Origin of the sequence: Amycolatopsis australiensis (assembly GCF_900119165.1) — a bacterium.
Taxonomy (GTDB): Bacteria; Actinomycetota; Actinomycetes; order Mycobacteriales; family Pseudonocardiaceae; genus Amycolatopsis; species Amycolatopsis australiensis.
In genome coordinates, this window is the sequence record NZ_FPJG01000006.1 from 6,487,294 (window position 1) to 6,512,195 (window position 24,902).

General features: G+C 70.7%; 25 protein-coding genes and 1 pseudogene. 11 read left to right on the top strand and 15 right to left on the bottom strand.

What is annotated here, in order from left to right:
- Positions 1–190: 190 nt before the first annotated feature.
- The gene (locus BT341_RS31580; protein ID WP_245805176.1) at positions 191–988 is read left to right on the top strand and encodes a hypothetical protein; all 798 of its coding nucleotides are present in this window, start codon (positions 191–193) and stop codon (positions 986–988) included.
- 54 nt (positions 989–1,042) lie between these two features.
- Here the strand turns inward: BT341_RS31580 and BT341_RS31585 are convergent, their stop codons facing one another.
- The gene (locus BT341_RS31585; protein ID WP_084743055.1) at positions 1,043–1,459 is read right to left on the bottom strand and encodes a ribonuclease domain-containing protein; all 417 of its coding nucleotides are present in this window, start codon (positions 1,457–1,459) and stop codon (positions 1,043–1,045) included.
- A 135-nt stretch (positions 1,460–1,594) separates the two neighbouring features.
- Entirely contained in the window at positions 1,595–5,398 is a 3,804-nt protein-coding gene (locus BT341_RS31590; protein WP_084743056.1) for a Pls/PosA family non-ribosomal peptide synthetase, read from the bottom strand.
- A 320-nt stretch (positions 5,399–5,718) separates the two neighbouring features.
- On the opposite strand from BT341_RS31590, the gene BT341_RS44570 reads away from it, so the two are divergent.
- Positions 5,719–6,495 carry a UbiD family decarboxylase domain-containing protein gene (locus tag BT341_RS44570; protein ID WP_177328940.1) on the top strand — a complete coding sequence of 259 codons (777 nt, stop codon included), beginning with the start codon at positions 5,719–5,721 and terminating at the stop codon, positions 6,493–6,495.
- 130 nt (positions 6,496–6,625) lie between these two features.
- Here the strand turns inward: BT341_RS44570 and BT341_RS31600 are convergent, their stop codons facing one another.
- A complete protein-coding gene (locus BT341_RS31600) occupies positions 6,626–7,210 on the bottom strand; it encodes a TetR family transcriptional regulator (RefSeq protein ID WP_072479737.1) in 585 nt (194 codons plus the stop codon).
- Positions 7,211–7,332: 122 nt separating this feature from the next.
- Here BT341_RS31600 and BT341_RS31605 point away from each other — a divergent pair, with 122 nt between their 5' ends.
- The 7 genes from BT341_RS31605 to BT341_RS47945 all read left to right on the top strand — a co-directional run bounded on the left by BT341_RS31605 (position 7,333) and on the right by BT341_RS47945 (position 14,435).
- Positions 7,333–8,295 (top strand): SDR family oxidoreductase, encoded by a 963-nt coding sequence (locus tag BT341_RS31605; RefSeq protein ID WP_072479738.1) that lies wholly within the window; start codon positions 7,333–7,335, stop codon positions 8,293–8,295.
- Positions 8,296–8,338: 43 nt separating this feature from the next.
- Positions 8,339–9,181, top strand: coding sequence for an enoyl-CoA hydratase/isomerase family protein (locus BT341_RS31610; RefSeq protein WP_072479739.1), 843 nt, complete (start codon positions 8,339–8,341; stop codon positions 9,179–9,181).
- A gap of 747 nt (positions 9,182–9,928) precedes the next feature.
- On the top strand, positions 9,929–11,032 hold the full coding sequence (locus BT341_RS31615; protein WP_072479740.1) for a sensor histidine kinase: 1,104 nt from the start codon (positions 9,929–9,931) through the stop codon (positions 11,030–11,032).
- Entirely contained in the window at positions 11,025–12,107 is a 1,083-nt protein-coding gene (locus tag BT341_RS31620) for a hypothetical protein (RefSeq protein WP_072479741.1), read from the top strand. The genes BT341_RS31615 and BT341_RS31620 overlap by 8 nt, the downstream gene beginning before the upstream one ends.
- Positions 12,092–12,742 (top strand): response regulator transcription factor, encoded by a 651-nt coding sequence (locus BT341_RS31625; protein WP_072479742.1) that lies wholly within the window; start codon positions 12,092–12,094, stop codon positions 12,740–12,742. Before BT341_RS31620 ends, BT341_RS31625 begins: the two co-directional genes overlap by 16 nt.
- 171 nt (positions 12,743–12,913) lie before the next feature.
- A complete protein-coding gene (locus BT341_RS31630; protein ID WP_072479743.1) occupies positions 12,914–13,537 on the top strand; it encodes a hypothetical protein in 624 nt (207 codons plus the stop codon).
- A 55-nt stretch (positions 13,538–13,592) separates the two neighbouring features.
- Positions 13,593–14,435, top strand: a complete 843-nt coding sequence (locus BT341_RS47945) for a hypothetical protein (protein ID WP_425426408.1) — start codon at positions 13,593–13,595, stop codon at positions 14,433–14,435.
- A 188-nt stretch (positions 14,436–14,623) separates the two neighbouring features.
- Here BT341_RS47945 and BT341_RS47950 read toward each other — a convergent pair whose 3' ends face one another.
- The 3 genes and pseudogenes from BT341_RS47950 to BT341_RS46875 form a co-directional block, all read right to left on the bottom strand.
- Positions 14,624–14,752 (bottom strand): hypothetical protein, encoded by a 129-nt coding sequence (locus tag BT341_RS47950; RefSeq protein ID WP_425426497.1) that lies wholly within the window; start codon positions 14,750–14,752, stop codon positions 14,624–14,626.
- A 59-nt stretch (positions 14,753–14,811) separates the two neighbouring features.
- Positions 14,812–15,768 carry a DEAD/DEAH box helicase gene (locus tag BT341_RS46870; RefSeq protein WP_245805371.1) on the bottom strand — a complete coding sequence of 319 codons (957 nt, stop codon included), beginning with the start codon at positions 15,766–15,768 and terminating at the stop codon, positions 14,812–14,814.
- 144 nt (positions 15,769–15,912) lie between these two features.
- Positions 15,913–16,041, bottom strand: a pseudogene (locus BT341_RS46875) (hypothetical protein); the annotation flags it as partial.
- Positions 16,042–16,178: 137 nt separating this feature from the next.
- On the opposite strand from BT341_RS46875, the gene BT341_RS47460 reads away from it, so the two are divergent.
- Positions 16,179–16,304 carry a hypothetical protein gene (locus BT341_RS47460; protein WP_281256018.1) on the top strand — a complete coding sequence of 42 codons (126 nt, stop codon included), beginning with the start codon at positions 16,179–16,181 and terminating at the stop codon, positions 16,302–16,304.
- Positions 16,305–16,666: 362 nt separating this feature from the next.
- On the opposite strand, the gene BT341_RS31650 is transcribed toward BT341_RS47460, so the two are convergent.
- Genes BT341_RS31650 through BT341_RS31690 form a run of 9 tightly spaced genes read right to left on the bottom strand, consistent with a single transcriptional unit; the run spans position 16,667 to position 23,349 of the window.
- Positions 16,667–17,833 carry a pyridoxal phosphate-dependent aminotransferase gene (locus BT341_RS31650; protein ID WP_245805177.1) on the bottom strand — a complete coding sequence of 389 codons (1,167 nt, stop codon included), beginning with the start codon at positions 17,831–17,833 and terminating at the stop codon, positions 16,667–16,669.
- Positions 17,830–18,225: a PPOX class F420-dependent oxidoreductase gene (locus BT341_RS31655; protein ID WP_072479744.1), complete on the bottom strand. Its 396-nt coding sequence runs from the start codon at positions 18,223–18,225 to the stop codon at positions 17,830–17,832. The genes BT341_RS31650 and BT341_RS31655 overlap by 4 nt, the downstream gene beginning before the upstream one ends.
- A 16-nt stretch (positions 18,226–18,241) precedes the next feature.
- Positions 18,242–18,814 carry a type 1 glutamine amidotransferase gene (locus tag BT341_RS31660; RefSeq protein WP_072479745.1) on the bottom strand — a complete coding sequence of 191 codons (573 nt, stop codon included), beginning with the start codon at positions 18,812–18,814 and terminating at the stop codon, positions 18,242–18,244.
- 25 nt (positions 18,815–18,839) lie between these two features.
- Positions 18,840–19,259 (bottom strand): RidA family protein, encoded by a 420-nt coding sequence (locus BT341_RS31665; RefSeq protein ID WP_072479746.1) that lies wholly within the window; start codon positions 19,257–19,259, stop codon positions 18,840–18,842.
- Between the two features lie 23 nt (positions 19,260–19,282).
- A complete protein-coding gene (locus BT341_RS31670) occupies positions 19,283–20,098 on the bottom strand; it encodes an amino acid kinase family protein (protein WP_072479747.1) in 816 nt (271 codons plus the stop codon).
- A complete protein-coding gene (gene argC, locus BT341_RS31675) occupies positions 20,095–21,153 on the bottom strand; it encodes an N-acetyl-gamma-glutamyl-phosphate reductase (protein WP_072479748.1) in 1,059 nt (352 codons plus the stop codon). The genes BT341_RS31670 and argC overlap by 4 nt, the downstream gene beginning before the upstream one ends.
- Positions 21,150–22,007 (bottom strand): ATP-grasp domain-containing protein, encoded by an 858-nt coding sequence (locus BT341_RS31680; RefSeq protein WP_072479749.1) that lies wholly within the window; start codon positions 22,005–22,007, stop codon positions 21,150–21,152. Before BT341_RS31680 ends, argC begins: the two co-directional genes overlap by 4 nt.
- Positions 22,004–22,180 (bottom strand): hypothetical protein, encoded by a 177-nt coding sequence (locus BT341_RS31685; protein WP_218177786.1) that lies wholly within the window; start codon positions 22,178–22,180, stop codon positions 22,004–22,006. The genes BT341_RS31680 and BT341_RS31685 overlap by 4 nt, the downstream gene beginning before the upstream one ends.
- Positions 22,180–23,349 carry a beta/alpha barrel domain-containing protein gene (locus BT341_RS31690; RefSeq protein ID WP_072479751.1) on the bottom strand — a complete coding sequence of 390 codons (1,170 nt, stop codon included), beginning with the start codon at positions 23,347–23,349 and terminating at the stop codon, positions 22,180–22,182. Before BT341_RS31690 ends, BT341_RS31685 begins: the two co-directional genes overlap by 1 nt.
- A gap of 329 nt (positions 23,350–23,678) precedes the next feature.
- On the opposite strand from BT341_RS31690, the gene BT341_RS31695 reads away from it, so the two are divergent.
- Positions 23,679–24,437, top strand: coding sequence for a LysE family translocator (locus BT341_RS31695; RefSeq protein ID WP_245805178.1), 759 nt, complete (start codon positions 23,679–23,681; stop codon positions 24,435–24,437).
- Positions 24,438–24,902 lie beyond the last annotated feature (465 nt).

The following is a 24,902-nucleotide window of genomic DNA, read 5'->3' on the forward strand; positions in this document are numbered from 1 at the left end:
AGTGTCGGCCGTGGCGTACCGGTTCGCGACGGGAGGTCCGATGCCGGCAGGCGCGATCGTGGCCGTCATTCGTTCCTGTGGCACCGCCGCGGCGGTCGACGACCGACCTCGCCCCGTCCTCTCAGCGTCCTCACAGGGGTCCGCTCAGTACATTCGCAGCGGCGAACGCCCTGGCACCGAGAGGACACCCATGGACGCGGCAAGACCATCGCCCGACCACGTACACCGGCTGAGGACGATCCGGGCGGAGCTGACGCACCTCGAGGAACTGCTCTGCCACGGCGCGCATCCGGTGTCCGACGCCGCGCACACCGTGGTCGACACCGCCAAGCGGGCCCCGGCCTGGCTGCGGGTCACCCGCGGCGAACAGCGGTGGGCGGTCACGGCGGCGATCGCGCTGGCCGTCACGCTCCAGCTGGTCCTGCCCGACCGGCTCGCGTTCCACCCGCACTGGCTGCTGCCGGCGCTGGAGGTCGCGCTCGTCGCCGTGCTGATCGCGTTGAACCCGGTGCGCATCTCCCGCGGCCACCCGTGGCTGCGGCCGCTGTCGGTGGCGCTGATCGCCCTGATCAGCCTCGCGAACGGCTGGTCCGCCGCGTTGCTCGTGATCGACCTGCTGGCCGCCCGCGCCGGTGAGGAACCCGGGCCGCTGCTGGGCAGCGGGGGCGCGATCTGGCTGACCAACGTGATCGCGTTCGCGCTGTGGTACTGGGAGTGGGACCGCGGCGGCCCGGTCGCGCGCGCCCAGGGCGAGCACCCACGCCCGGACTTCCGCTTCCCGCAGATGGAGGATCCCCAGCTGCACCCGGACTGGGAGCCGCACTTCGTGGACTACTTCTACCTGTCCTTCACCAACGCGACGGCCTTCAGCCCGACCGACGTGATGCCGATGTCGCGGTGGGCGAAGGTCCTCATGCTCAGCCAGTCCGCCGTCTCGCTGGTGACCCTCGCCGTCGTGGTCTCCCGGGCGGTCAGCCTGTTCAAGTGACGGCGACGCCGCCGCAACAGTCCACTTGGGACCGGCGGCGGCGCTCAGCGCGGCCTACAGGTGGTAGAAGTCGCTGTAGTGGTCGGGCGAGTACCAGACCTCACCGGTGTCGAGGTCGACGACGATCCGGTAGGCGTCCCGGTGCGCCCCGCACGCCCGCGGGTAGACGTCGTACTCCTGGAACGAGTCGCCGGCCGGCAGCTGCCCGTCGTTGTTGTAATAGGTGCCGCCGGCGAAGTTGCACTGCCCGTCCGGCCAGTCGTACCACCCCCGGGTGCCGGGATAGCCGTCGGACTGCCAGATGGAATTGGCCGACCGGGCGGCGGAGCAGCCGGAGACGGTGCACGAATCGTAGGTGGAGGCGTTCGCCGGCGTGGTGAGCGCCGAGATGCCCAGCGCCGAGACGAACACACTCGCCGTCACGCCGAGCCGCTTCGCCCACAACCGCCGGGGACGTTGCCGAGTCTGCACAGGTCCTCCTCGGGAGAGTTGCCGATCGCACCGATATTGGCTTTTCGTTCGGCCGCAGACAGGAAAATCACCGCCAAATGTGAATGAACTTCAGCCGGATCTCCGGCAAGCACCCCAAACCACCCGGACCGGTTTTCAGTGGACGGCGGGAAGGTGCCGTTCTTCCTCCGGCGCGATCGGGTTGCCCGCGAACCGCCGTCCGGCCGGAACGCGCTCACCGCGCATCACCAGGGAGTTGGCCCCGATCCGGCTGCCCGCGCCCAGGCTCGTGTCGAACAGCGTGATCGCGTGCGGGCCGAGCGTGGCGCCGGGACCGAGCGCCACCGGACCGAGCTGCAGCACCCGGTCCTGGAACAGGTGGGTCTGGACCACGCAGCCGCGCTCGACGACGGCGCCGTCGCCGATCTCCACCAAGTCCGGTTCCGGCAGCCATTTCGTCTCGCAGACGACTCCGCGTCCGATTTTCGCGCCGTAGGCCCGCAGCAACGCGGTGTGCAGCGGAGTGCCGACGATCCCGCCGCCGAGCCAGCGCATCGGCAGCTCTTCGTGGTACACCGCGACGAGTTCGTTGCGCCAGACGAATCCGCTCCAGAGCGGATGCCGCCCGGGATCCACCCGGCCCAGCAACAGCCACTTGGCCGCGACGGACACCAGTGCGGCGACCAGCCCCGCCGCGAGCACGACCGGACCGGAGGCGGCGACCGCCCACGCCACGCCGTCGCGGGCGTCGATCCCGGCCAGGGTGGCGAAGACGGCGTACGCCAAGCATGCCCCCAGCGCCACCGGCACCAGGCGCGTCAGCTCCACGGCCCCGCGCGCGAGCACGAGCCGCCGGGGCGGGGCGCTGGTGCGTGCCCGGTCGGCGGTCACCGGCGTGCGGGGAATGCGCCGGGCCGGCCGGCCGAGCCACGACGTTCCCTCCTCGGCCTGGCGCGGCGCGTGCGACAGGACTCCGATCAGTGAACCGGCCCCGACGGTGTGCCCGGGTGCCACTTCCGCCGAGTTCCCGACGAACGTCTTGTCTCCCACGGTCGCGACGTCGCACCGGAGCCGGCGGCCGCCCAGCCGGTACGGCGCGACGAGACTGTCGTCGGCGAGGAACCCGCCCGCCCCGACCGACATCAGCCGGGGCACGCCGGACACCGTGGACGCTTCCGTTCCGCGGCCGATCTTCGCGCCGAGCAGCCGGAGCCAGCCGGGCGTGGCGAGGCCGGCGTAGAGCGGGAAGAGGCTCTGCCGGGCGCCGTCGGCCAGTTGCGCGGTGAGCCACGCCGCCCACGCCGCCCGGCTGTGCACCGGATGCTCACCGGGACGCACCCACCGGCCCGCGAGCCGGGCCATGGCCGCCGTCAGCAGCGCGCCGAGCACGAGCGTCACCGGCCCCAGGACCGGCACCAGCCACCCCGCCGACGCCCCGGCGGTGTCGAGCCAGGCGAACACGACCGTGGCCGGCAGCACCGCGGCGAGCAGGACCAGGCCGGTCAGCAACGGCGTCGCGGTGTAGGCCGCGGCCCACCACCGCGAACCGGGCGCCGGCGCCGGCCGGCTCGGCACCGCGGGGACGCTGCCGGCCACGGGGGTTCCGGGCTCGACCACGGCTCCCGCCCCGACGACCGCGCCCGGCAGCAAGGTGGCCCGGGCGCCGACGGCCGCGCCGGGCCCGATCTCCACTCGGCCGACGCGGACCACCGCGCCGTCGACGTGCCAGCCCGCGAGGTCGGCGCCGGGTTCGGCCGCGCACCCCGCGCCGAACACGCCGAGCCCGGTGACCGGCGGCAGGGCGTGCAGATCCGTGCCGGGCCCGACCCGGTTGCCGAGCAGCCTGGCGTACCAGGCGTTCCACGCCGTGCCGGGCAGGCTGCCGACGCCGGCGATCGCGGCCACCCGCTCCGCCGCCCACAGCCGCAGGTGCGCACTGCCGCCCTTGCGGTACTCCCCCGGCCGCAGCCCCGCGGTGAGCAGCCGGGCGCCGGCGGCCGCCAGCGCGACCCGGCCCGGAGCCGAGACCAGCAGGACGAACCCGGCCGCCAGGAGCAGCCAGTGCGCCGCCGGGACGACCCGGCCGCCGAAGAACTGGTCGAAGACGGCGGTGCCGAGCAGCACGGCCAGCACCCAGCGGGCCCCGGTGACCCAGGTGGTCATGCCGTACACCGCGGTCCGCGCCACCGCGGCGCGTCGGGACAGCGGCCGCACCGGCTCGGCCGCAGCGGGAACCGCGCCGCCGGCACGGGACACGGCGGTGGTCAACGCGGCGAGCGTCGGGTTCCGGTAGACGTCGCCGATGGCGGCGTGCGGGAACCGGGCGCGCAACGCGGAGACGAGGCGGGCGGCGGCGAGGCTGGTGCCGCCGAGGGCGAAGAAGTCCGAGCCGGGCCCGGGACGGACGCCGAGCAGCTCATGCCAGAGCCCGGCGATCCAGGCCCGGTCCTCGTCCGGCTCTTCCCCGTTCGCGGACGCGGTGGGCAGCGGCCAGGGCAGGGCCCGCCGGTCGATCTTCCCCGCCGGGGTGAGCGGCAGCTCGGGGACCACGGCCAGCACCGGCACCAGTCCGTGCGGCAGGCGCCGCGCCAGCCGGGCCCTGGCCTCGTCCCCGTCGAACGTCCGATCAGGACGGTCGAGCCGCAGGTAGCCGGCGAGCACGGTGCCGTGGTGCACCGCCGCGGCCGCCGCGGCCACCCCGGGCAGCTCGCGCAGCGCGGCTTCGACCTCCCCGAGCTCGATGCGGCGGCCGGCGATCTTCACCTGACCGTCGGCCCGGCCGACGAAGGCGAGCCCGTCCGGTTCGGCGCGGACCAGGTCCCCGCTGCGGTAGGCGCGCGACCAGCCCAGCGCGGGCAGTGGCGCGTACGCCGTGGCGTCCTTGCCCGCGTCGAGGTAGCGAGCCAGGCCGGCGCCGGCGATCACCAGCTCGCCGGTCGCTCCGGGCGCCACGGGCCTGCCGTCCGGATCCACCACGGCGACGTCCCAGCCGGGCAACGGCACCCCGATCCGGACGGGCTCGCCGGCCCGCAGCCGGGTCGCCGTGCTGACGACGGTGGCCTCCGTGGGGCCGTAGGTGTTCCACACTTCGCGCTCGCCGTCGTCGAACCGCTCGACCAGTCCGGCGGGGCACGCTTCCCCGCCGAAAATCAGCAACCGGATGTCCCGCAGTGCTTGCGGTTCCCACAGCGCGGCCAGGCTCGGCACGGCGGACACGACGGTGATGCCCCGTCCGGCGAGCCAGGGACCGAGGTCGGGGCCCGACCGCATGACCGCCCGCGGCGCCGGGACCAGGCACGCGCCGTGCCGCCAGGCCAGCCAGATCTCTTCGCACGACGCGTCGAACCCGACCGACAGGCCCGCCAGGACGCGGTCGCCCGGCCCGAGTGGCCGGTGGCGCAGGAACAGGGTCGCCTCGGCGTCGACGAACGCGGCCGCCGAGCGGTGCGTGACCGCCACGCCCTTCGGCGTTCCGGTCGACCCCGACGTGAAGATGACCCAGGCGTCGTCCCCCGGTCCGGGTGGTCGCGCGGCGCCTCGCGCGGGCGCACAGGCGTGCACGGCGGGACCCGCGCAGACCACCGCGCAGACGCCGGCCTCGGCGAAGATCCGCGCCGCCCGCTCGGGCGGCTCGTCGGCGTCGACCGGAACGTACGCCGCGCCGGCGGTGAGCGTCCCGAGGATCGCCACGTAGAGAGCGTTCGTCCCGGACGGCACCGAGATCCCGACCCGGTCACCCGGCCCGGCCCCGCAGGTGCGCAGTTTTCGCGCGAGCTGTTCGGCCCGCTCGGCGAGAGCGCGATAGCCGAGTGTCTCGGCGCCGTCATCGAGGGCGGGAGCATCCGGGTGGGCCGCCACCGTCGCGGCGAACACGTCGAGAAGGGTTCGCGCCCGCGCGGCCGGGCCCCCGGACAAATGCGACGGGACCGGCCGCGCTCCGGCGGCCACCGCAGACGTCATCAACTGCTCCTGGCATTCGTAAAAGAAGAGGTAAGCGACCGAAGCGAATTCCGGCGCCGCCGCCAGGATGGCAGGAAGGAGACCCGGTCGCAGGCGACGGTCACCACCATCTCAGCGTGCTCTCAGCGTTGATCGGCCGAACCGGATTCGCGGCACCAAATTGCTTTGACCGATTCTCGGCGTGACGGCGCGCAGTTCACCGGAATCCCACACCATTCACCTTTTCCGGTGATTCGGCACCACGGTCGGGCTGCCCGGTCCAGCCGTCCGGACACCCGGCTCCCCTCGCCGTGCGTTCCGGCTGGCCCGACACGACCGGGTTGAGCTCGCCCGAACCGGTCGACAAGATCGCGGGCGTGATCTTCCACGGCAAGCCGTCGGTGAACGCGCCCAAGATCCTGCTGGTCGAGGACGACGTCGACATCACCGACCTCAGCCAGGTCGTGTGGGCGTTCGCCACCCGCTCCCACCCCGACGTCGGCCGCGGCGAGTTCCACTACCAGCCCGCCGTCAGCGACCAGCTCGCCGTGTACCTGTCGCCCGGCGAAGCCCGCTCTTTCCTGGCCGGGAAGGTCGTCTACAACTGCCTGCTCGCCGACATCCACCCGGAAGGGCAAGCGACCCGTCAAAGGGAGCTTCGAAAACGGCTGGCCCGCACAGATCCGGGAACGCGTCCTGACCAACTGGACCAAGTACGGGTATTCCCGGGCACGATGAGCGCTTCGATCGGCACCGTGCGCGGCAGGCGGGTTCTGCTGCTCGCATCCAACCCCGCCGTCTCCCGATTCTGGTGGTCCGAACTGATCCACGCGCTACTTCAGCCGGGCCATCCCCGAGCACCGGGATCAGCAAGCCAACTGGCTACGCCGGGGCGGCCCGCCGGTCTCCGACCCCCGCCGCCCGCCAACGCCACAACATCGTCGGACGCTGCCTCAACCGCCTCAAGCAGTTCCGCGCTATCGCTACCCGACTCGACAAAACCGCGACTTCCCACCGAGGCATGGCCAACCTGGCCACGCTGCGCAATCGGCCGCGCCGAGGCCCGGGTCTTCGGCGGCCGGCGTCGCCCGGATCCGCTCCGGCACGGCACGTCGTGAGAGCCGGCCACGACGCCGTCACCGCATTGAACGGAATCGGCCGCTCGCCCGGCCGCATCGCATCGCATTGATCAGCAGCATCGGCAGAAGGTTCAGCCGCCAGCTCACCCTCGACGGGGACGGGCTCTGCTCACCCCGACTCCGGCGCCGGCAGGGCGGCCGCGGACAGGGCGCGTAGATCGTCGAAGGCCTGGCAGAGACGCGCGTCCAGCCCCCGCGCCGGGTCGTCAACCCAGGCTTGCACCGCGTGCTGGTAGGCGGCCCAGCCGGTCCGGGCGGCCAGGTCGGCCGTCCCGGCGCCGACACCACGCTGCCGCAGCGCCTCCGCGACGGCGTCCGTGAGCCACGCATGCTTGGCCAGCTCCCGTTCGCGGAGCGCCGGTGTGACCGCGATGACCTTCCACCGTGGATCCGAGGACGGGCGGTGGTTTTCCAGATTCCGTGCGGATTCCCGGAACGCGCACAGCAGTGCGTCGAACGGTTCCAGGCTCCCGGGAGCCTCGGCTACCGCCTGCATCAGCGTCGCCCGCAGGTCGGCCTCGCCGTCGAAGAGCACCTCGCGCTTGTCGGGGAAGTGCCGGAAGAAGGTGCGCTCGTTGACCCCGGCCCTGGCGGCGATCTCCGCCGCCGTGGTCTGGTCGAACCCCCGTTCCTGGTACAGCTCCAAGGCCGCCTGCTGCAGACGGCGGCGCGCTTCCGCTCCGCTTCGTGGCACCGTCCGATGCTACCGCAAGGTGTCAGTGACTGGCGTCACGTTGCGTCAGTCAGTGGCACTACCCGTAGAGTCAGTGACTGGCGCTACTTAGCGCCAGTCAATGGCATTACCGGAGGTGCTCCATGCGTGTATTCGTCACCGGTGGTACCGGCCAGACCGGCCCCACCGTCGTCGCCGAGCTCGTCGCGGCCGGTCACGCCGTGACGGGCCTGGCCCGCTCGGACAGCGCGGCCGCTCGGCTGGAGTCGCTGGGCGCCACACCCCACCGCGGCAGTCTGGACGATCTCGACAGCCTGCGCGCCGGGGCCGAGAACGCCGACGGCGTCCTCCACATGGCCTACGGCGGCGACTACGCCGATCCGGATGACCTGATCCGCCGCGACTGCGCCGCGATCGAGGCGCTCGGCCGGCCCCTGGCCGGGTCCGGCAAGCCGTTCGTGAGCACGTCGGGCACGTTGGTGACCAAGGCCGGCCGGATCAGCACCGAGCGGGACGCGCCGGATCCCGAGTCTGTCGCCGCCTTCCGCATCGCGGGCGAGCGAGCCTGCCTGGCCTTCGCCGATCAGGGCGTGCGAGCCAGCGTCGTGCGGCTTGCCCCGACCGTGCACGGACCAGGTGACCACGGCTTCATCCCGGCTCTCATCGCGGCCGCCCGCAGAACGGGCGTCTCCGCCTACATCGGCGACGGCACCAACCGGTGGCCGGCGATCCACCGGTCCGATGCCGCCGTCGTTTTCCGGCTGGCGCTGGAGAAAGCGCCGGCCGGCGCCGTGCTGCACGGCGTGGGCGAAAGCGCCGTCACGATCAAGAGCATCGCCGAGCAGGTCGCGCGGACACTCGACGTCCCCACGGCCTCGCTGACCGTCGAGCAGGCCGCCGAGCACCTGGGGAACCCCTTCCTGGCCCGATTCTTCTCCCTGGACGTGCCCGTCTCCAGCGAGCACACCCAGGCGCTGCTGGGCTGGGCGCCGGCGCACGCGACGTTGCTCGAGGACCTCAAGACCGGCGACTACTTCACTCCGGAGGCCAGCATCCGCGCCGAGGAGATCTGGTCGCCGCACCGGCGCGAGCACAGCCAGAGCTGACGCGCACACCCGACAACCTCAACCCCGCGCAGAAAGGCCAGCCATGCCCATCGACGACCTGCGCCCCGCCATCGACTGGGGCAAGTACCAGACGCTCACCATCGAACGCCGCGACACCGGGATCCTGCTCATCACGATCGCCGAGCCCGACGGCTACCCGGCCCCCACCCTCACCCGCCGCCACACCGAGATCAGCTGCCTGTGGCGCGATTTCGCCGACGATCCCGATCTGCGCGTCGCGGTCATCACCGGCAGGGGCGAGCGGTTCTGGACGGTGGAAGGCAACGACGGCATCGACGAGATGCTCCAGAACCCCGGCAACTACAACAACACTGTCAATCTCATCCGAGAGGGCCTCACCAACGCACACGGAATCGTCAACTGCGACAAGCCGATCATCTCCGCCATCAACGGCGAGGCCATGGGATCAGGGCTGGCGACCGCCCTGCTCGCGGACATCAGCGTCGCCTCGACCGACGCACGCCTGATCGACGGGCATCTTCTCCAGGGCATCGCCGCGGGAGATCACTCGGTGATGATCTGGCCGCTGCTGTGCGGGTTGGCCAAGGCCAAGCTCTACCTGCTGGCCTCCGCGGACCTCACCGGAGAGGTGGCCGAGCGCATCGGCCTGGTCAGCCTCGCGGTCCCGCCCGGCGACGTGCTCGACACCGCGCTCGGCATCGCGCAACGGATGGCGGCCGGTCCACAGCACGCCCTGCGCTGGACCAAACGCTCGCTCAACCACTGGCTGCGGACCGCGGTCCCCGCCTTCGAGGCCTCGATCGCCTTCGAGGCAATGAGCTTCTTCGGGCCGGACCTCGTCGAGGCACTCACCGCCCAAGTCGAGAACCGCTCACCGCGTTTCGCCGAACCGCTCCCCTGGTAACCGTCGCGCGGCCGCCCTCCTGCTCCCAGAGCAGACCCCGGCAGCCCCGGCACAACGTGTATGCGGCGCGTCGTGTGGCCACGGCGCGCCGCTCGATCACCCGCGAGGGGCTCAGGGTTCGAGTCCCCTTGGCTCTCCCGGACGGCGCCCCCCGCCTCTGCTGCGGGGCGCGGCCCACAACCAACCTCACCGTCCGCACTTACGGCCCAGAAGTCACCTCCAAGCACCCGTTGTACGACACCTACCGGGAGACGGCGATCGCCAAACGGCGTCGATCCCGACGACCCCGTCCTCGCGGGATGCCGCGGGCAGCCGCCCGTACATCGACACCGACAGCGCAGCCTCGCCCGCTGACCGTGCCGTCGCCGCTGGCCAGGCGGCCGAGACCGTCTCGCGTGCCCGGCGCCTCATCCGCGAGTTCGATCCGGTCGGTGTCGCGGCCTGGCCGACCTCGCAGGCGGCCCTATCAGCGGGGTCGTGGAGCGTTCCACGCGCGCCGAGCAGCCGGTACTTCAGCGTCCACGAGGATCATCGAGGCGACACTGCCCCTCGATGCCCCCCCGGACTGGCCGCGACCAGGCCGGGCAGGCGTGACCTGCCCGGCCCGCGACGGACACGAGGACCTCGCCGCTGCCCTGACCACTCGGTGGCCGCCGGCCCGACCCGGCACACCCGCCGATTCGTCCCGGAGGGGCTGGTACAAACGGTTCGACCGGTTTCCGTGGGCGAACTCCGGGCAGGAGGGCGATGACCAGCGAGGCCGGGCCGGTGGAGCGGCAGTTCCGGGCGTCCGTCGCGCACTTCGCCGGGCCCTCCCGGGCGGTCGCGACCGCTGTCGTCGGGGTATTCGGCGTTGTCGCCACGCCCGGCAGAGCGCTCCCGCTCGCCTTCGGGCTGCTTGTGCTCACCCTCGTCGCGGGGGCCGTCGACGTCGCCGGGGCCCCGCGGACCTCGTTCGCGCTGTCCGTCCTGCGCGTCGGGGCCGTCGGTGCGGCGCAACCGTGGCTCACGTCCGTTCCCGGCGAGGCGAGCCTGTGGGCTGTCAACGTCCTCACCCTCACCGCGATCACCTGGCAGTGGGAGCACCCGCCGCGGCTGACCGTCCCGGCTCTCGTCCTGGTGCTGGCCGTCGCGGTCGGTGCCGATGCCGGGGTGTGGCTGCCCGTGGTCCCGCGGGTCGTCGTGGAAAGCGTGCTGGCCCGGCTCGCCTTCGTCGTCCTGCTCCGGTCGACCGCGCGGACCGACTCCGCGCGTGCCGGACGGGCCGCCGCCGAGCAGGCCGCCGCCCTCGATCGCGACCGGCGCCGCCGCGAGCGGGAGTACCTCGCCCTGCTGCACGACACGGCGTCCGCGACGTTCCTCGCCGTGGCCTCCGGCGCGGTGACCGATCCGGCCGCGGTGGCCGGCTACGCGGCCCACGACCTGGCCGTCCTGACCGGCGGCCACGATCCCGGCGCCGAAGACACCCCGCTCGACCTCGAAGCCGGCCTGCGCATGGTGGTCGCCGGCCGCGCGCTGCCGGTCGACGCCGGCTGGGTGCCGGTGCCGCTGGTGCCGGCCTCGGCCGCCCTCGCCGTCCTCCGCGCGGCCGACGAAGCGCTGCGCAACGCCGAACGCCACTCCGGCGCCGGCTCCGTGACCGTGCGCCTGGCTCCGGCTCCGGCTCCCGGCGGTGTCACGGTGACGATCGCCGACGACGGCGTCGGCTTCGACCCCGCGCAGGTCCCAGCGGCCCGCCGAGGCGTCCGCGGCTCGGTGGTCGAGCGGATGCGGGCCGCCGGCGGCACCGCGGAGATCACCTCCCGCCCCGGCGCGGGCACGACGGTGACGCTGAGGTGGTCGCGTGCCTGAACCATCGGCCCGGCTCGCCGCGACGATCCGGATCGTGCTGCTCGGGGTCACCGCGGTCATCCAGCCGGGCCTGAGCCTCCCACCGTTGCTGCGCCACCACGCCGGCTACCGGCCGCCCTTCGCGGCCGGCCTGGCCTACGGCGTCCTCACGGCCGTCACGGTCGTCTGCGCGTGGTGGCTGCTGCGCCGGAAGCCGCTGCCCGCACCGATCGCCTTCGGCGGCACGCTGGTCGTGCTGGCGGCGTCTTCGCTGGTGACGGCCGCGCTGCCGCCGGACTCGTTCTTCCGCGAGCCGCACTGGTCCTTCGGCCTGGTCGGCTGGCACCTGCTGGTCCTGCTCGCCGACCGGACCCCGGTGCTGCTGACGGCGCTCGCCGTGCACGTCACCGCCAGCGTCGTCCAGTTCCTGCTCGCCGGCCCGATCGTCCGGACCGAACTCGGCGACGCGGCGATCGTGCTGTTCGGCGTGACCACCTTCCAGCTCGCCGTCGCCGGGCTGATCCGGCTGCTCGACCGGCGGGCCGGCGAGGCCGCCGCGGCCGCCGCCGAGCGCGACCGCCTCGCCACACGGGCCGCGGTCGCCGCGCAGGCCGGGCGCGATCTGCGGGCCGGCTTCGCCGAGCAGCTCGGCGCCACCCTGCCGCTGCTGGCCGGTCTGGCGGACGGCACCGTCGACCCCCGCACCGCCGGCGCCCGCGCCCGCTGCGCGCTCGCCGCCGCGCAGCTGCGGCGGCTGTTCGCGGAAAACGACGACGTCCCCGACCCGCTGGTGCACGAGGTCGCCGCCTGCCTCGACGTCGCGGAGCGGCGGGGCGTCGCGGTGGCGCTGGCCGTGAGCGGCGACGTCGTCGACGTCCCCACCGCGGCCCGCCGCGAGCTCACCGGTCCGGTGCTCACCGCCCTGGCCGCCGCCCGCACGCGGGCGCGCGTCAGCGTGCTGCGCACCCCCGAACTGGTGCGCGTCGCCGTAGTCGTGGACGGTTCCGCCGAAGTGACCGGATCGGCGGAGGTCCCCGTGACGTCCCACTCCCGGGACGGGCAAACCTGGCTGGAGGCACGATGGCGACCCGAGTGACGGCCGTCGTGGTCGACGACCACCCGGCAGTGCGCGCCGGCGTAGCGTACTGGCTGGCGGCCGGCGACCCGCCGATCGACGTCGTCGCCGAGGGCGAGGACGTCAAAGCCGCCTGGCTCGGTCCGGGCGCGGACGCCGACGTCGTGATCTTCGACCTGCACCTGGGCGGCCCCGCGCCGGCGTTCGGCGACCTGCGGCGGCTGGCCGAGGCCGGGCGCCGGGTCGTCGTCTACTCGATGCGCACCGACGACGAAGTCGCCTTGCAGTGCCTCGAACTGGGCGCGCTCACCTACCTGACGAAGGCCGAAGGCGCCGAGCACCTGGTGGAGGCGGCACGGGCCGCGGCGCAGGACCGGCCGTACACGCCGCCGTCGCTGGCCGGCGCGCTCGCCGGAGACCGGTCGGAGGCACGGCCCGCGCTCTCGGCCCGGGAGGCCGAAGTGCTCGTCGAATGGTTCCAGTCCGAGTCGAAGGAGTTCGTCGCGCACCGGCTCGGGATCTCCACCAGCACGGTGAACTCCCACCTCGAGCGGATCCGGGTCAAGTACGCCCGTATCGGCCGCGAAGCGCCGACCAAGGCCGCGCTCGTCGCCCGGGCCATCCAGGACGGCCTGATCGGCGTCGACGATCTGTGACTTCCGTGTGGTGCGAACGGCCCACACCGCCGGCGGCGCGCCCGGGTTAGCGTCCCGCTGACGGAGCCGCGAGGGCGCCCCGTACCGGCCGCCGCGACCGTTCCTGGGGGCGGCCGCGGCGCCCGGCTCCCCCGGCCGGAACCCGTCCGGCGGGGCTGTTCAAGGAGATCCATGAAGCACGTCCGCACCACCGCCCCATTCGCCGTCTGCGTCGCCGGCCTCCTGCTCGCCGCGTGCGGCAGCGAGTCCGGCCAGGCGGCACCCACCACCTCGGCCTCCGCCACGCCCGGGTCGAGTTCGGCCGCCCCGACCCCGGCGTCCTCGACCGGCGCGGCTCCGGCGGGCGAGGTCACCAAGCCCGGCAGCAAGCTCAAAGTGGGCCAGCGCGCGGTCGTCCCGTTCAAGTACGGCACGACCAAGTCGGGCACCATCGCGATCACGGTGACAGCGATCGAGAAGGGCGACAACGCGGACCTCGCGAAGTACGGCGACAAGGCGAACGGCATCACGCCGTACTACCTGCGCGCGACCGTCGAGAACCTCGACGGCGCCGACCTGGCCTACGCCTCGCTGAACCTGCACGCCCTCGGCCCCGGCGGCAAGTCCACCGGCGTCATCATCAGCGGAAGCACCGACCGCTGCGAGTCCGCCACGGCGGGCAAGGACTTCACCACGGCGGGCGCCAAGTTCGAGACGTGCACGCTGCAGGGCGCCCGCGAAGGCACCGCGGTCGAGGCCGCGACCTACGACAAGGGCGACGGGTACGACAAGTCCCCGGTGGTCTGGACGAACTAGCTTCAGGACGACCGCGCGCCGCGGCGGCTCCCCCCGGAGACCGCGGTGCCGTCCTGTGCGCGGGAAGCGGCTGCTCACCGAGACGTCGGTCCTCCCGGCGACGATTCCCGAACGCCGTGATCAGCAGGCCAACCGGCTACGCCGAGGCCGGGCCGGTGGCCGACCGCGCCGCCTACAAGCGCCACAACATCACCTCAAGCAGTTCCGCGCCATCGCCACCCGCTCCGACAAGACTGCGACTTCCTACCGGAGCATGGTCGACCTGCTCCTCCGGCTTCGAGGACAGGTCCCAAGGGAGACGAGCCCGGCCACGACGGGGATCCATTCACCGATGGTCGGCGACGCCCAGCCGGGCGAGCAGCAAGCGGGCGGCCTCGAGGTCGGGCCTGGTTCACGGTGGTGTTGGCCATTAGTCCGCCTCCCCAGCGGCAAGGGCGGTACGGAAGTCGCGCAGCATCGCCTGCACCACGTGGTCGGGGTGCACAACGGGAACGTCTTGGCCGAGGCCTGCCCCGAGCAGGACGCGGCTGCGTGCGCGAACGTGGCAGCCGTGCCGGACCGGTGCGGGAAGCACGACATAGGGCTTCGTGGTCATCCGGAAGACACCGTCGCCACGGCGGCAGATCACGGCCGACCAGCGGATCTGGGCGAGGACGAGTTGGCCGAGCTGTCGGTGCGGGTGGTGCTCTACCGCCGTAACCAGGACGGGGAGCTGAGCCCGGTGTATCCGGACTCGGATGATCTGCGGGAGTCGGCCACGGTGCTGGCGGCGCCGGTCAACGTGCCGACGGCGGTGGTGCGGGCCTTGCTGGACGTCGAGGTGCCCGCGGACTTCGCCGCGGATCCGTGGCTGAACCGGCATCGTGCGCTGGTGTTCACCGACGGCCGGATTCGCTGATGCCGCCGAGCAGGCTCATCAGCATGGTGTGGGAGGGGTTGCGAGGCTGGAAGGGGCCGCCGAGCTCGGGGACTCAGAGTTCGACGTTGTAGGCGGCCATGCGGTGCGCGGTGAGGGAGAACTGGTTGCCGAACCAGCATCGGGTGCCTTCGCCGACAACGACTGCCGTCCACTGACGCGATGCTGTTTTAAGCGTGTTCAGGACTCGCCACGGTCAACCGTCCCCGGTCGGCGATACGGCGGTGCCGATGCACCCGGCCCGCTCGTTGAAACACCAGATCGATCGGCGCGAGATCGGTGATCAGCGTATCGAAAATCGAGGTCGAGGCTCTGCTCGATCGCCTGCGTCCCGACCACGATCGCCCGGCGTGGCCTCCTACCGTTCTGACCGAAGAAGCCCTGCAACTCCTGCTCGACTCGATCGCTCGCCGGACCAAGTTGTGCACGACCGCCACGCAGCGGTCCTGCACGGCCTGCTCCAGCAACCAGTCAACCACTCCGTCGTCGGGAACGTGCTCGAGGTGGACGACGCGGTCCCGGTTGAGATCCGAGATCTCCACCGGATCGTCGACCACCCCGGCAGCGTCGGCCACGGTGATCCGCGGGTCCGGCTGCGACGCCGGCGGGACATCGATCTCCTGCGGGTAGCAGCCGCGGCCCCTGTCTGCCACGCGGCGATCAGCTCAGCTCGGCGGCTCGATGGCAACGTCGCCGACAACAACACCACCGGCACGCCCAGCGCGCCCAGCCACATCAGCAGCCGCTGCAGCAACGTCGACATGAAGGTCTCGTAGGCGTGGACCTCGTCGAACACGACCACCTTGTTCGCCAACCCCGCCAGCCGGACGAACACGTGACCAGACCGGAACGCTCCCTTCAACGCCTGGTCGATCGTCCCGCACCCGAGCACGGCCAGAAGATTCCGCTTACGCGTGAGCCACGCCTGCGCCTCGGCATCCTGCATGCCTGGTTCGTCCACCCCGACCTGAGATGGAGCCGCCACCGCCTCCCGAGCCGCCGAATGCACCAAGCTCACGGTGGTCACATCGCCGAGACCAGTCAGCATCTCGTGCACGACGTCGAAGACCTGATTGCTGGTCGCCTGCGTCGGCATCCCGACATAGAATCCTGCGAGGCCGAGCCGGCCCACCATCGCCGCCGCAGCCTGCAGCGCAGCCTTCGTCTTCCCCTCCCCCGTCGGCGCTTCGACCAGCACCGACGCAGGTCCCTCAAGACCAGCAGCAGCCCGCTCCACCACGAGCTGCAACGAGCGAGGCGGCTGCTCGAACAGCTCCTCGAATCGGGCCTCGGCAGGCGGAGACCACGGCCTCATGGCCAACTTCTCGACCGCTGTCGCCGCCCGTGCAGCCGCCGTGTCCGCATAGGCATCGGAGTTGACCTCGCCCTCAGCGAAGGCGAAATTGGTCGTGTCCGAGGCCACCCAGTCACTGATCGTCGTGAGCCCGGCCAGCCCTACCGCCGCCGGCACCGACAGCTCGACGTCTCCCCACCGCAGCGACCGCGGATCAGGCAGACCTCGCAGCCAGACCAGCTCCTCCACCATGCTCGTCCGCCATTTCGCCCACACGTGCTCACCGTGGGCGTTGACCTCCCACCGAGCCTGCGCAACGACCTCGCCCGCCGGGAAATGACGATGATGCCCACGACCGGCTCGGCACCGTCACCGCGTTTGCCGCGTCCACCGGATCCGCCTGCCACAGCGGTGTCCATAGCCCCTCCCCCGTGCTGACGGCCATGGGTATGGAACCCGCGCGTGCCCTCGCCGCGCTGCGGCTGTCGCTGGGGCGCTGGAGCACCGACACCGACATCGACGTCATCGCCGCCGCGGTCGCCGATGCCGCCCGCTGACGAGCCGGCAACGAACCTTCAGCGGACCGGTGTGGAATCTCATCATGAGCCTTGAGGACGTCGCGCTGGCCCACGGCAAGAATTACCGAGCCCGGCCGGTGTTCGAGCCGGAAAACCTTGTTGCGGGAAGCGCGCCGCCAGCGCGGGCTGCCATCGGTGCCGATACCGCAGGTGGCGCTCGAGTGCGGATTCACCGACCAGGCACCTCTTTCGCGCGATGTGCGCTTGCTGGCGGGCCTCACCCCGACCGGCGCCCGGGGTCTGTCGATTCCCGGTCGTGTGCCTGGGCGAGGCGTGACGTGAATCGCCGGTTCGCATCTGTCCAAGACCGCGCACCGAACAACTTGAGGTGTCGTCCCGTCCTAACCGTCCCTTCGCAACAACTCCAGGCGAGGCCGTACTGCAGTCACCTCGCGGGTCGCAGCGATTCTGACGTGACCGTGGCCCGCGGGTCCGTACTGCTGTCCGGCCGCCACGATCAGCCCGGCGCGTTCAGCCGCATATCGCGCGAAGGCGACACCGTCGCCATCCGGTACAGCCAGCCAGGCGAACATGCCGCCGTCAGGTACGGAGCACGGCAGGCCATGGACGGCGAGAGCGCTCACCAAGTACCGTATCCGGTACTTGTTCATCTCGCGAAGTGCCTGCGCGTGGGCGTCATCGTCGAGCAGCATGGCCGCTTGGGCCTGCGAGTCGGACGAAGCCATGAAGCCGGCCGCACGTCGATGCGTCACCAGACCCGCGACGACGGCCGGGTCACCCGCATAGAAACCCACCCGTAGTCCCGGGGCATTGGACCGCTTGGACATGCTCTGCACCGCCAGCACACCGTCGCAGCCGTGTTCGAGCGCGGTTCGAGGTACGTCGCACCACGTGGTCTCCGCGTAGGCTTCGTCGGACAATACGAGCACGCCGCGTTCTCGCGCCCACCGGACGATCCGACCCAGCTCCGTCACCACACCCGTGGGGTTGGCCGGACTGTTCACCCACAGGCAGAGAGCCCGCTCGGCAACAGTGTCTGGCAACCGGTCGAGACGCATCCGAAACTGTTCATCCGTCGGAATGCGGTGCACGCGCAGTCCGGCCAGCCGGGCGCCCACCTCGTAAGGGGGATAGCCCAGCGCGGGAATCAGTACCGTGTCGCGGGTCGTCGGGCCCAGCACCTCGCGCAGGAACAGCGGCGCCGTGGAGATGAACTCCTTCGACCCCGTGGACGCCGCGACCGCGTCCGCGCTGATGGTGATCCCGTATCGGCGCGCCAGGTAACCGGCGGCCGCGACACGCAGCGGGAGCGTGCCGCGGCTCGCCGGGTAGGCGGCCGCTACGCGGGACACCGGCGCACGGCACCACGTCGGTGGCGGTTCGCCCGGCACTCCCAGTGAAAGGTCCAACGGCGCGTGGCCGGCGGCGACTGCGATCTCGATCGCCCGCTCGCGCGTCCAGCCGGCCGGCGTCGGCGGATCGGTTTCGGCGGACGCCGAGCCGCCGGCGGTCACCGGGTCCGCGGCCGTCGGCCGGACCGGGCTCACGCCCGGAACACCACGTGGGCGGGGGATATCCTGACGATCACGCGCTGAGTTTCCGGGGTGTCGGCGGTGAACGGGCCACCGGTGTAGGCCTGGGACAGCTCTTGGATGAGCTCGCCGCCCGGATCCTCATCCACGAGGACCGTCCCGCGCACCTCGCAGTAGCGGTACGGATCACGGTCCTTCGGCACGAGAATCGTCGCCTGCGGCACCCGCATCAGGTTGTGGTACTTGCGCCGTTCTTTGGTGGTGGAGAACAGGATCTTCCCTTCCTTCACCGTGACCCACACCATCGACAACTGCGGCTGCCCGTCGGGCTCGATGGTCGCCACGAAACCGAAGTTGGGCGCGCCGAACCAGGCTGCGGCTTCATCGGTCAGCTGAGAACTGGTCATCACTCCTCCTTTCTTCTCACGCGACTGACACCGGGAGGAGCCGGGAGAACGCCCGGATGAGCGCGAAGCCGTCTTCGCGGAACTCCAGGTGCGCCTGGGTCCCCAGGATCCGCCCGTCGTCGGACAGGATGACTTCGACGGGGCAGTCTTCGGCCCGGCCGATGACCGAAAACCCGTCAGGCGCCCGGTCCACGTACAGCGTGTGCCGTTGAAACAAGGACAAGTTCCGCTTGACACCGGCCAGGAAACCAGCGCCGGTATCAAGGTCGACCGGGTAGGTACCGACACGCTGCCTGCCGCGTGCGAGCTTTGCGCCGTGCGCCAGGGCGAGTATGTGCATCCCCCCGCAAACGCCGAGTGTGGGTACTGCCGATCCCAGGACGAGGTCGACGACGTGCCGGTAGTCACCTTCGTGGGCCGGGACCTTGGTGCCGCTCAGCACCAGAGCTTGGTGCCGGCCAAGCAACCCGACCGGAGCGTCGGCGACGGGCACGACGTCGGTCTCCAGGCCGAGCCGTTCGAACTTCCGGCGCAGCGGTCCGATGGAGAGACTGCCGTTGTTGATGATCAGTACGCGAGGCGCGGTCACGACCTTGCCTTTCCGATGATGGGTGTCATGGCTTTCCGGCATCCCTCAGGACGGCGGTCGCCGTGATTTCGACCAGGAACTCCTCGCGGGCGAATCCTGAGACCTGGATGATCGAGCTGGTGGGCGGGCTGGCGCCCAACCGGTTGTTCCGCACGGTGGTGACGGCGGGGAAATCCGCCATGTCCACGATGTAGATGGTCAGGGCCGCGAGGTCGTCCACGCTTCCGCCGGCTTCTTCGAGGATCTCCTCGATGAGGTGGAAGATCCGCTCCGTCTGCCTTCCGGCGTCGCCGATCGCGGTCGGCGCGCCGTCCGGCCCCTTGGCGACCTGGCCGCTGATGAACAGCAAAGCCGCGCCGTCGGCCGGAATGCGGACCGCCGTCGAGTAGTTGCCCGCGGGGTCCGGGTGCGAGGCCGGCTGCACTACCGTGCGAGACGATGTCATGGTCGGTGCTCCGTTCTTCTTGCTCAATCGCGGGTGATCACAGTGCCGGACCCTTCTGACAACAGAGCCGTGACGGATCCGTTGCCCAGGACGACTTTCGGTGTTCCGCCTTCGAGCGCTTCGACCGCTGCCCGGAGCTTCTTCCGCATTCCGCCGGAGGTCTTGCCGTCGCGATGCCGGATCGCCTCCGTTGCCGGTAGCCGGTCGACCGGCTCGCCGTCGACGAAGAAATGCGAGACATCGGTCACCAGTACCAACGCCGCCGCGCCGAGGGCGCCGGCGACTGCCGCCGCGGCCCGGTCTGCGTCGGTGTTCACGGTCCGCCCGCCGGCATCGCGCGCCAGCGGCGTGACCAGCGCAGCCGCCGGCTCGGAATGATCATCCACCTTCAGCTGCGCCGCGTCCACCGCCGCCACCGGGCCGACAAGGTTGTCGATTTCCACGAGCCGGCCGTCTTGCCACCACAACCGCTCGCCCGGGCCCGCCTGCAGCAGTCCCTCACTGCCGAGCACGCCTTTGACGCGCACGCCCCGGTCGGCCAGTTTCCCGGCGATCGAGGTCCGCACCGATTCTGCGACGAGCGTGATGTCGGCGATCACCTGCGGTGTGGTCCACCGGCTGCGGTTGCCGTAGCGGTCACGCAGGAACGCGGTGGGCTCACCGTGACGGGGATCAAGCCGCCTCAAGGGCCCCGACCAGCCGTGCACGAGCACGACACGCCGGTTCCGGATGATTCCCGCGAGATCGGCCCACCACGGCTCGTCCAGTTGCTCCACGCAGCTGCCACCGAGCTTGACCACCAATGGGGGCGGCTCGTCCTTTCTGGCTGACGTGCTCATGCCGGAACCACCGGTTGCATGGTCAGCCCGAGTTCCGGCTGGTGGCCGAAACGATGGTTGACGGCTTGCACGGCTTGGCCGGCCGCCCCTTTGACGAGGTTGTCCAAGGCGGCCAACGCCACGATCCGGCCGCCTTCAGGATCGTGCAGCGCGGTGATGTCGCAGAAGTTGGAACCCAGCACTGCCTGCGGGTCCGGCATCGGGATCACGGTCTCCCGGTGATCGCGGACGCGGACGAAGGGGTGGGCCTTGTAGTACCGCAGGTAGGCGCGGGCGAGCGTGCGCGAGTCCATCGGCCAGTTCCCGGACACGTAGCAGCTGGCCAGCAGCCCGCGTACGTGGGCGACGCCGTACGCCGACATCGACACGGAAACGCCGGCGCCGGGTGCCCGCTCGGCGAAGAAGCCCTGGACCTCGGCGGCGTGACGGTGGCCGATCGGCGCGTACGGCGTGATGGCGCCGTGGCGATAGGGGTGCAGGTTGGCACGCCGCGCCCGGAGGCCACCGCCGCTGGACCCGCTTTTGCCGTCCACCAGCACCGTGCTGTCCGCGAGTTCCAGCCCGAACACCAGCGGAGCGAGCGCGAGCGTGATGGCGGTGGCGTAACAGCCGGGCAGGGAGATCAAGTCCGCGCTCGTCAGCTCGTCCGCGATGAGCTCCGGCACGCCGTAGGTGAAGCCGGCGACCAGTTTGGGATCCCGGGTCACGCCGGGGTACCAGCGGTGGTGGGCCTCGTCTGAGCGGAGCCGGAAGGCTCCGCTCAGATCGATCACCGTGGTGCTGCCACCGGACAAGGCCGGGACGAGTTCGGCCGAGACTCCCGCGGGGGTGGCGAGGAGCACGACGTCACACCGCCGGTGGATCTCGGACGCCGACACGGCCTCGATGACGGTGCCGGCGGTGCTTCGCAACCCCGGGTGCACTGCCACCAAGGGCTGGCCCACGTTCCGGGAACCACCCAGGAACGCCAGCTCCAGGTGTGGGTGCTGGTCGACGATCCGCACCAGTTCCCCGCCGGCCAAACCGGATGCTCCGATGATGCCGACGCGCGTCATGACAGGCTCGTCTGGAGGTAGCCACCGAGCACCGAAACGATGTCGACCTCCGAGATCTCGCTGATCGCCCGGAAGGCCGGCGTGTGGTTCACCTCGTTGACCACCAGGGATCCGGCGTGGTCGAACAGGTCCACTCCGTAGATGCCGGGGCCGAGGACGTCGATGACCCGCTCGACGATCTGCCGCAGCTCCGCGCTGTGAGCGAGACCGCGCTGCGTCGAGCCCGTTGCGGCGTTGCTTCGCCATTCGCCGTCACTGCTGTTCTCGAATTCCGCCGCGGCGACGATCTCGTGCCCGGCCACGAGGCATCGGATGGAGTGGCTACCCAGGTAACGCTCGACCAGGCACGCTTGCTCGAACGCGTGACCGAGGTCGTCGATGTAGTCGTACAGCGACTGGGCGGTGTCCGCGTCCCGGATGAGGAACACCCGGCGCCCCATGCCGCCGAAGACCGGCTTGATCACCAGTGGCAGCGGCAGCTCCTCGAGCACCGTGTGAAAGTCCTTGCGGGAGAGCACGAGGCGGAACTCCGGCACCGGGATGTTGTTCTCGTGCAGCACCGAACGGGTGAGCAGCTTGTTCTCGCTCGCGTGGATCGCGCCTGCGCTGTTGATCGTCAGCACGCCATGGGCCGCGAGGTTGCTGGCGAGGAGGCCGCCGCGGGTGTAGCTCCGGCTTCTGATGAGAACGAGGTCGTTCGCGTTGAGGGAACCGGTCGAGGGAACGCCGAGTCCCAGCGATTCGTCATTCAGCCACAGGGTGTCGACCCCTCGTCGTTCCAGTTCGGCGGTCAGCTCCCGCTCTTCCCAGCCGACTCTGTCGGCGACGATCGCGACCCTTTCGGCACGGCTCACTGTCCCCAGTCCCTGAGCTGCTTCTCCACCATCTCCAGAACGAGGACGCCGTCTTCGACGGCGTTGATCCGCAGCGTCAGCACGCATTCCGGGCAGGTGAAGGTTTCCCCGACGGTGAGGTCGGACACGGCCAGTTTCGTCTCGCACTCCGGGCAGGTCCCGGTGAGTTCCATCATCGCCCCCCGGTGACCAGGTTCAGCGCCGCGTACTCACGTGCCAGCCCTCGGATCGAGTCCCGATCGAGGAGCGGGTTTCCCCGCTGTTCCTGGTGCGCGGCGAGCCAGGAACAGAAACGATTGGCGTCGACGGCGGGGTCGTGGCCCTCCAGCGCGAACTCGACCAGGGCCGGCGACAGCCGGGAACGCACGCGCAGCGATCGTTCGTTCCCCACCACTTCGGCCGGGGTGGTTTCGTACGCTTCCGGGTGGATCAATTGCCCGAGCAGCTCGTATGCGTAGGCGTGCGGTGTGGTGGGGCCGGACATGAACGCCGAGCCGAACCCGCCCCGGCGGATCGCCTCCCGAGTCAGCTCGGTCAGCTGCGAGAGGTCGCGGCCGGTGTCGCCGTAGGCGGCGCGAAGAGTGCACAGGACTTCGGCGAGCGGGCTGTTGCCGCCCCGCTCCCCGATCCCGCCCACGGTCGTCGAAATCCACGCCGCGCCGGCGTCGAACGCCGCGAACGAATTGGCGACCGCCATCCCCAGCATGTTGTGGGAGTGGATCTCGATCTCGGCGCCGTCGATCGCCACGAGACCGGCGACCAGTTCGGCGCAGTCCTGCGGCCGCAACGTGGCGACGGTTTCGGCGAGCCTGAACCGGTCCGCTCCCGCAGCGAACCCCGCGGCCACATAGTCGTTGAGCCGTTCGACGTCGGTGCGTGCGGCGTCCTCGCCACTGAAGGTGACGTGAAAGCCGCGGTCCTTGGCCTGAGTGATCGCCGATTTCGCGAGAGTCTTCAGGTAGCCGAGGCTCGACGAGGCCAGCTTCAGCTCCGCGTGCCTGGCCGAAGTGGGTATCGAGAGCATGATCGAGCGGCAGCCGAGCCGGCCGGCCTCCTCGAGCGCCCCGGCGACCTGCTTGCGGTCCCGGACCATCACCAGGCTCAGGCTGCGTTCGGGGCCCACTTCGCCGTGCACCGCGGAGATGAGTTCGGCGTCCGGCGAACCGGCCGCCGAGATGATTCCCACTTCGACCAGATCGACTCCGACCCCGACGAGAAGGCTGGAGATGCGGGTCGCGTCCTCAGGAGTGAACTCCACGCCCGCCATGTGCGCGGAATCTCGCAACGTGGCGTCGGAAATATGCGGAAGCCTGTATTTTTGTGCAGCGTCTGCGGAATTCATTGGACAGCTTTCTACGACATGGGCAGCGTAATTGACGTTCGACATGATTGGCAGCGCCCGCTTGTTCACTCACCCCCCGGCGGAATCGCGCTTGGCGAAACTACGCATCATCCGGTATACCGCACGGATCTTGGCGGCGCAACCCGTCCCAGGCCGAACATCAGCGCGTTTACGTCGCCGATCGATCGCAGGATCGCGCCTCGACCCACCCGGCAGCACGACTGAACAGGCAAGAAAAAGATCTTTTTAATTCATGTTTATCGTCAGAATTTCGAATTCCAACCCCGCTTGGGGCTGAACTGCGGTTTCTGACGCGACGCGGGTGCGGTATGACGTTTTTCGTGCCCACCATGGCAGACCACGAATGGGTGATCTTGGCGCGACTCGCCGCTTTCCACCACCTGCCGTGCATGAGCAGGGTTCCAATGGCGTCGCATCGGTGCTTTAATGGCTTGATGGACCTGGGACTGATCCTCGGTTTCGCGGGAGCATGCGTGGCGCTCAACCTGGTGCCGGGGCCAGGGATGATGTTCATGATCGCTCACGGAATCGCCGGCGGGCGCCGCGGGGGGATCGCCGCCACGTTGGGGATGGCCAGCGGTACGGTCGTCCATACAGTGGCAGCCGCGTTAGGCCTGAGCGCACTCTTGCGCGCGGCTCCTGCCGCGCTTGAAATCGTAAAGATCATCGGCGCGGTTTTCCTGTTGTACCTGGCAGTGACGACATTGGTGTCAGCCAGGAGATCGGCCACACCTTTCACGCTGCGCGCGAGCGCACGGACCACGCTGCGCAGGACCTACATGTCGGCGGTGTTCACGAATCTCGCGAACCCGAAGGTCGTTCTCTTCTACCTGGCCTTCGTGCCCCAATTTCTCACGCCGGGCGGCTGGCCTGTATCCGCTCAGATACTGACGCTCGGAACACTGCTGATCGTCATCGGTATCGTCATGGACGGTGCGGTCGGGATCGCTGCCGGCACATTCTCCGCATTGCTGCTCCGAAAACCGAAGTTCCAGCGTCGCCTCAAGGAGCTTTCCGCAGCGATTTTCGGCGGCTTGGCGATCCGATTGTTCACCGAGAGTTTATGAGACGTACGTTCACGTCGATGTCAGCAAGGAGGGCCCCGCGACGATTCCGTCGGTAATCGCAGCCGGCGGGACGACGTTGACCAAGGGCGGAAGCGCCTGCGGCTGGAACGAACGGGCGTGGGCGGGTGCGGGCAGCGGCTGCTCCGGCTGGTACGACAAGCCGGCCTGGCAGCACGACACCAACTGCCCGATGCGCTTCGTCTCCGACGTCTCCGCGGTGGGTGACACCTTCGCTGATGCCTTCGGGCCTGGCGCTATGGATGAGCGGCCTCCGCGCTACCGGTGGCACGGGGGCGCTCAAGTCCGCTGCGAGGATCGCGTGGGCCAGGACCGGCGGGATCGCGTTGCCGATCTGCTGGAACACCGCCGGGTTCGCCGGGACGAGGTCCGGCGGCAGCGCCAGGTTTCGCGGGGCACGGATCGAGGGCGCCGCACCGACGGCGCACCGCGCCAACGCGATGCTGG

What these genes read in the sequence shown, in the direction of transcription:
- BT341_RS31580 (WP_245805176.1), top strand. Translation starts at nt 191, where the DNA reads ATGGACGCGGCAAGACCATCGCCCGACCACGTACACCGGCTGAGGACG.
- BT341_RS31590 (WP_084743056.1), bottom strand. Translation starts at nt 5,398, where the DNA reads ATGACGTCTGCGGTGGCCGCCGGAGCGCGGCCGGTCCCGTCGCATTTG.
- BT341_RS31605 (WP_072479738.1), top strand. Translation starts at nt 7,333, where the DNA reads ATGCGTGTATTCGTCACCGGTGGTACCGGCCAGACCGGCCCCACCGTC.
- BT341_RS31610 (WP_072479739.1), top strand. Translation starts at nt 8,339, where the DNA reads ATGCCCATCGACGACCTGCGCCCCGCCATCGACTGGGGCAAGTACCAG.
- BT341_RS31615 (WP_072479740.1), top strand. Translation starts at nt 9,929, where the DNA reads ATGACCAGCGAGGCCGGGCCGGTGGAGCGGCAGTTCCGGGCGTCCGTC.
- BT341_RS31625 (WP_072479742.1), top strand. Translation starts at nt 12,092, where the DNA reads ATGGCGACCCGAGTGACGGCCGTCGTGGTCGACGACCACCCGGCAGTG.
- BT341_RS31630 (WP_072479743.1), top strand. Translation starts at nt 12,914, where the DNA reads ATGAAGCACGTCCGCACCACCGCCCCATTCGCCGTCTGCGTCGCCGGC.
- BT341_RS46870 (WP_245805371.1), bottom strand. Translation starts at nt 15,768, where the DNA reads ATGAGGCCGTGGTCTCCGCCTGCCGAGGCCCGATTCGAGGAGCTGTTC.
- BT341_RS31655 (WP_072479744.1), bottom strand. Translation starts at nt 18,225, where the DNA reads ATGACCAGTTCTCAGCTGACCGATGAAGCCGCAGCCTGGTTCGGCGCG.
- BT341_RS31665 (WP_072479746.1), bottom strand. Translation starts at nt 19,259, where the DNA reads ATGACATCGTCTCGCACGGTAGTGCAGCCGGCCTCGCACCCGGACCCC.
- BT341_RS31670 (WP_072479747.1), bottom strand. Translation starts at nt 20,098, where the DNA reads ATGAGCACGTCAGCCAGAAAGGACGAGCCGCCCCCATTGGTGGTCAAG.
- argC (WP_072479748.1), bottom strand. Translation starts at nt 21,153, where the DNA reads ATGACGCGCGTCGGCATCATCGGAGCATCCGGTTTGGCCGGCGGGGAA.
- BT341_RS31685 (WP_218177786.1), bottom strand. Translation starts at nt 22,180, where the DNA reads ATGGAACTCACCGGGACCTGCCCGGAGTGCGAGACGAAACTGGCCGTG.
- BT341_RS31690 (WP_072479751.1), bottom strand. Translation starts at nt 23,349, where the DNA reads ATGAATTCCGCAGACGCTGCACAAAAATACAGGCTTCCGCATATTTCC.
- BT341_RS31695 (WP_245805178.1), top strand. Translation starts at nt 23,679, where the DNA reads ATGACGTTTTTCGTGCCCACCATGGCAGACCACGAATGGGTGATCTTG.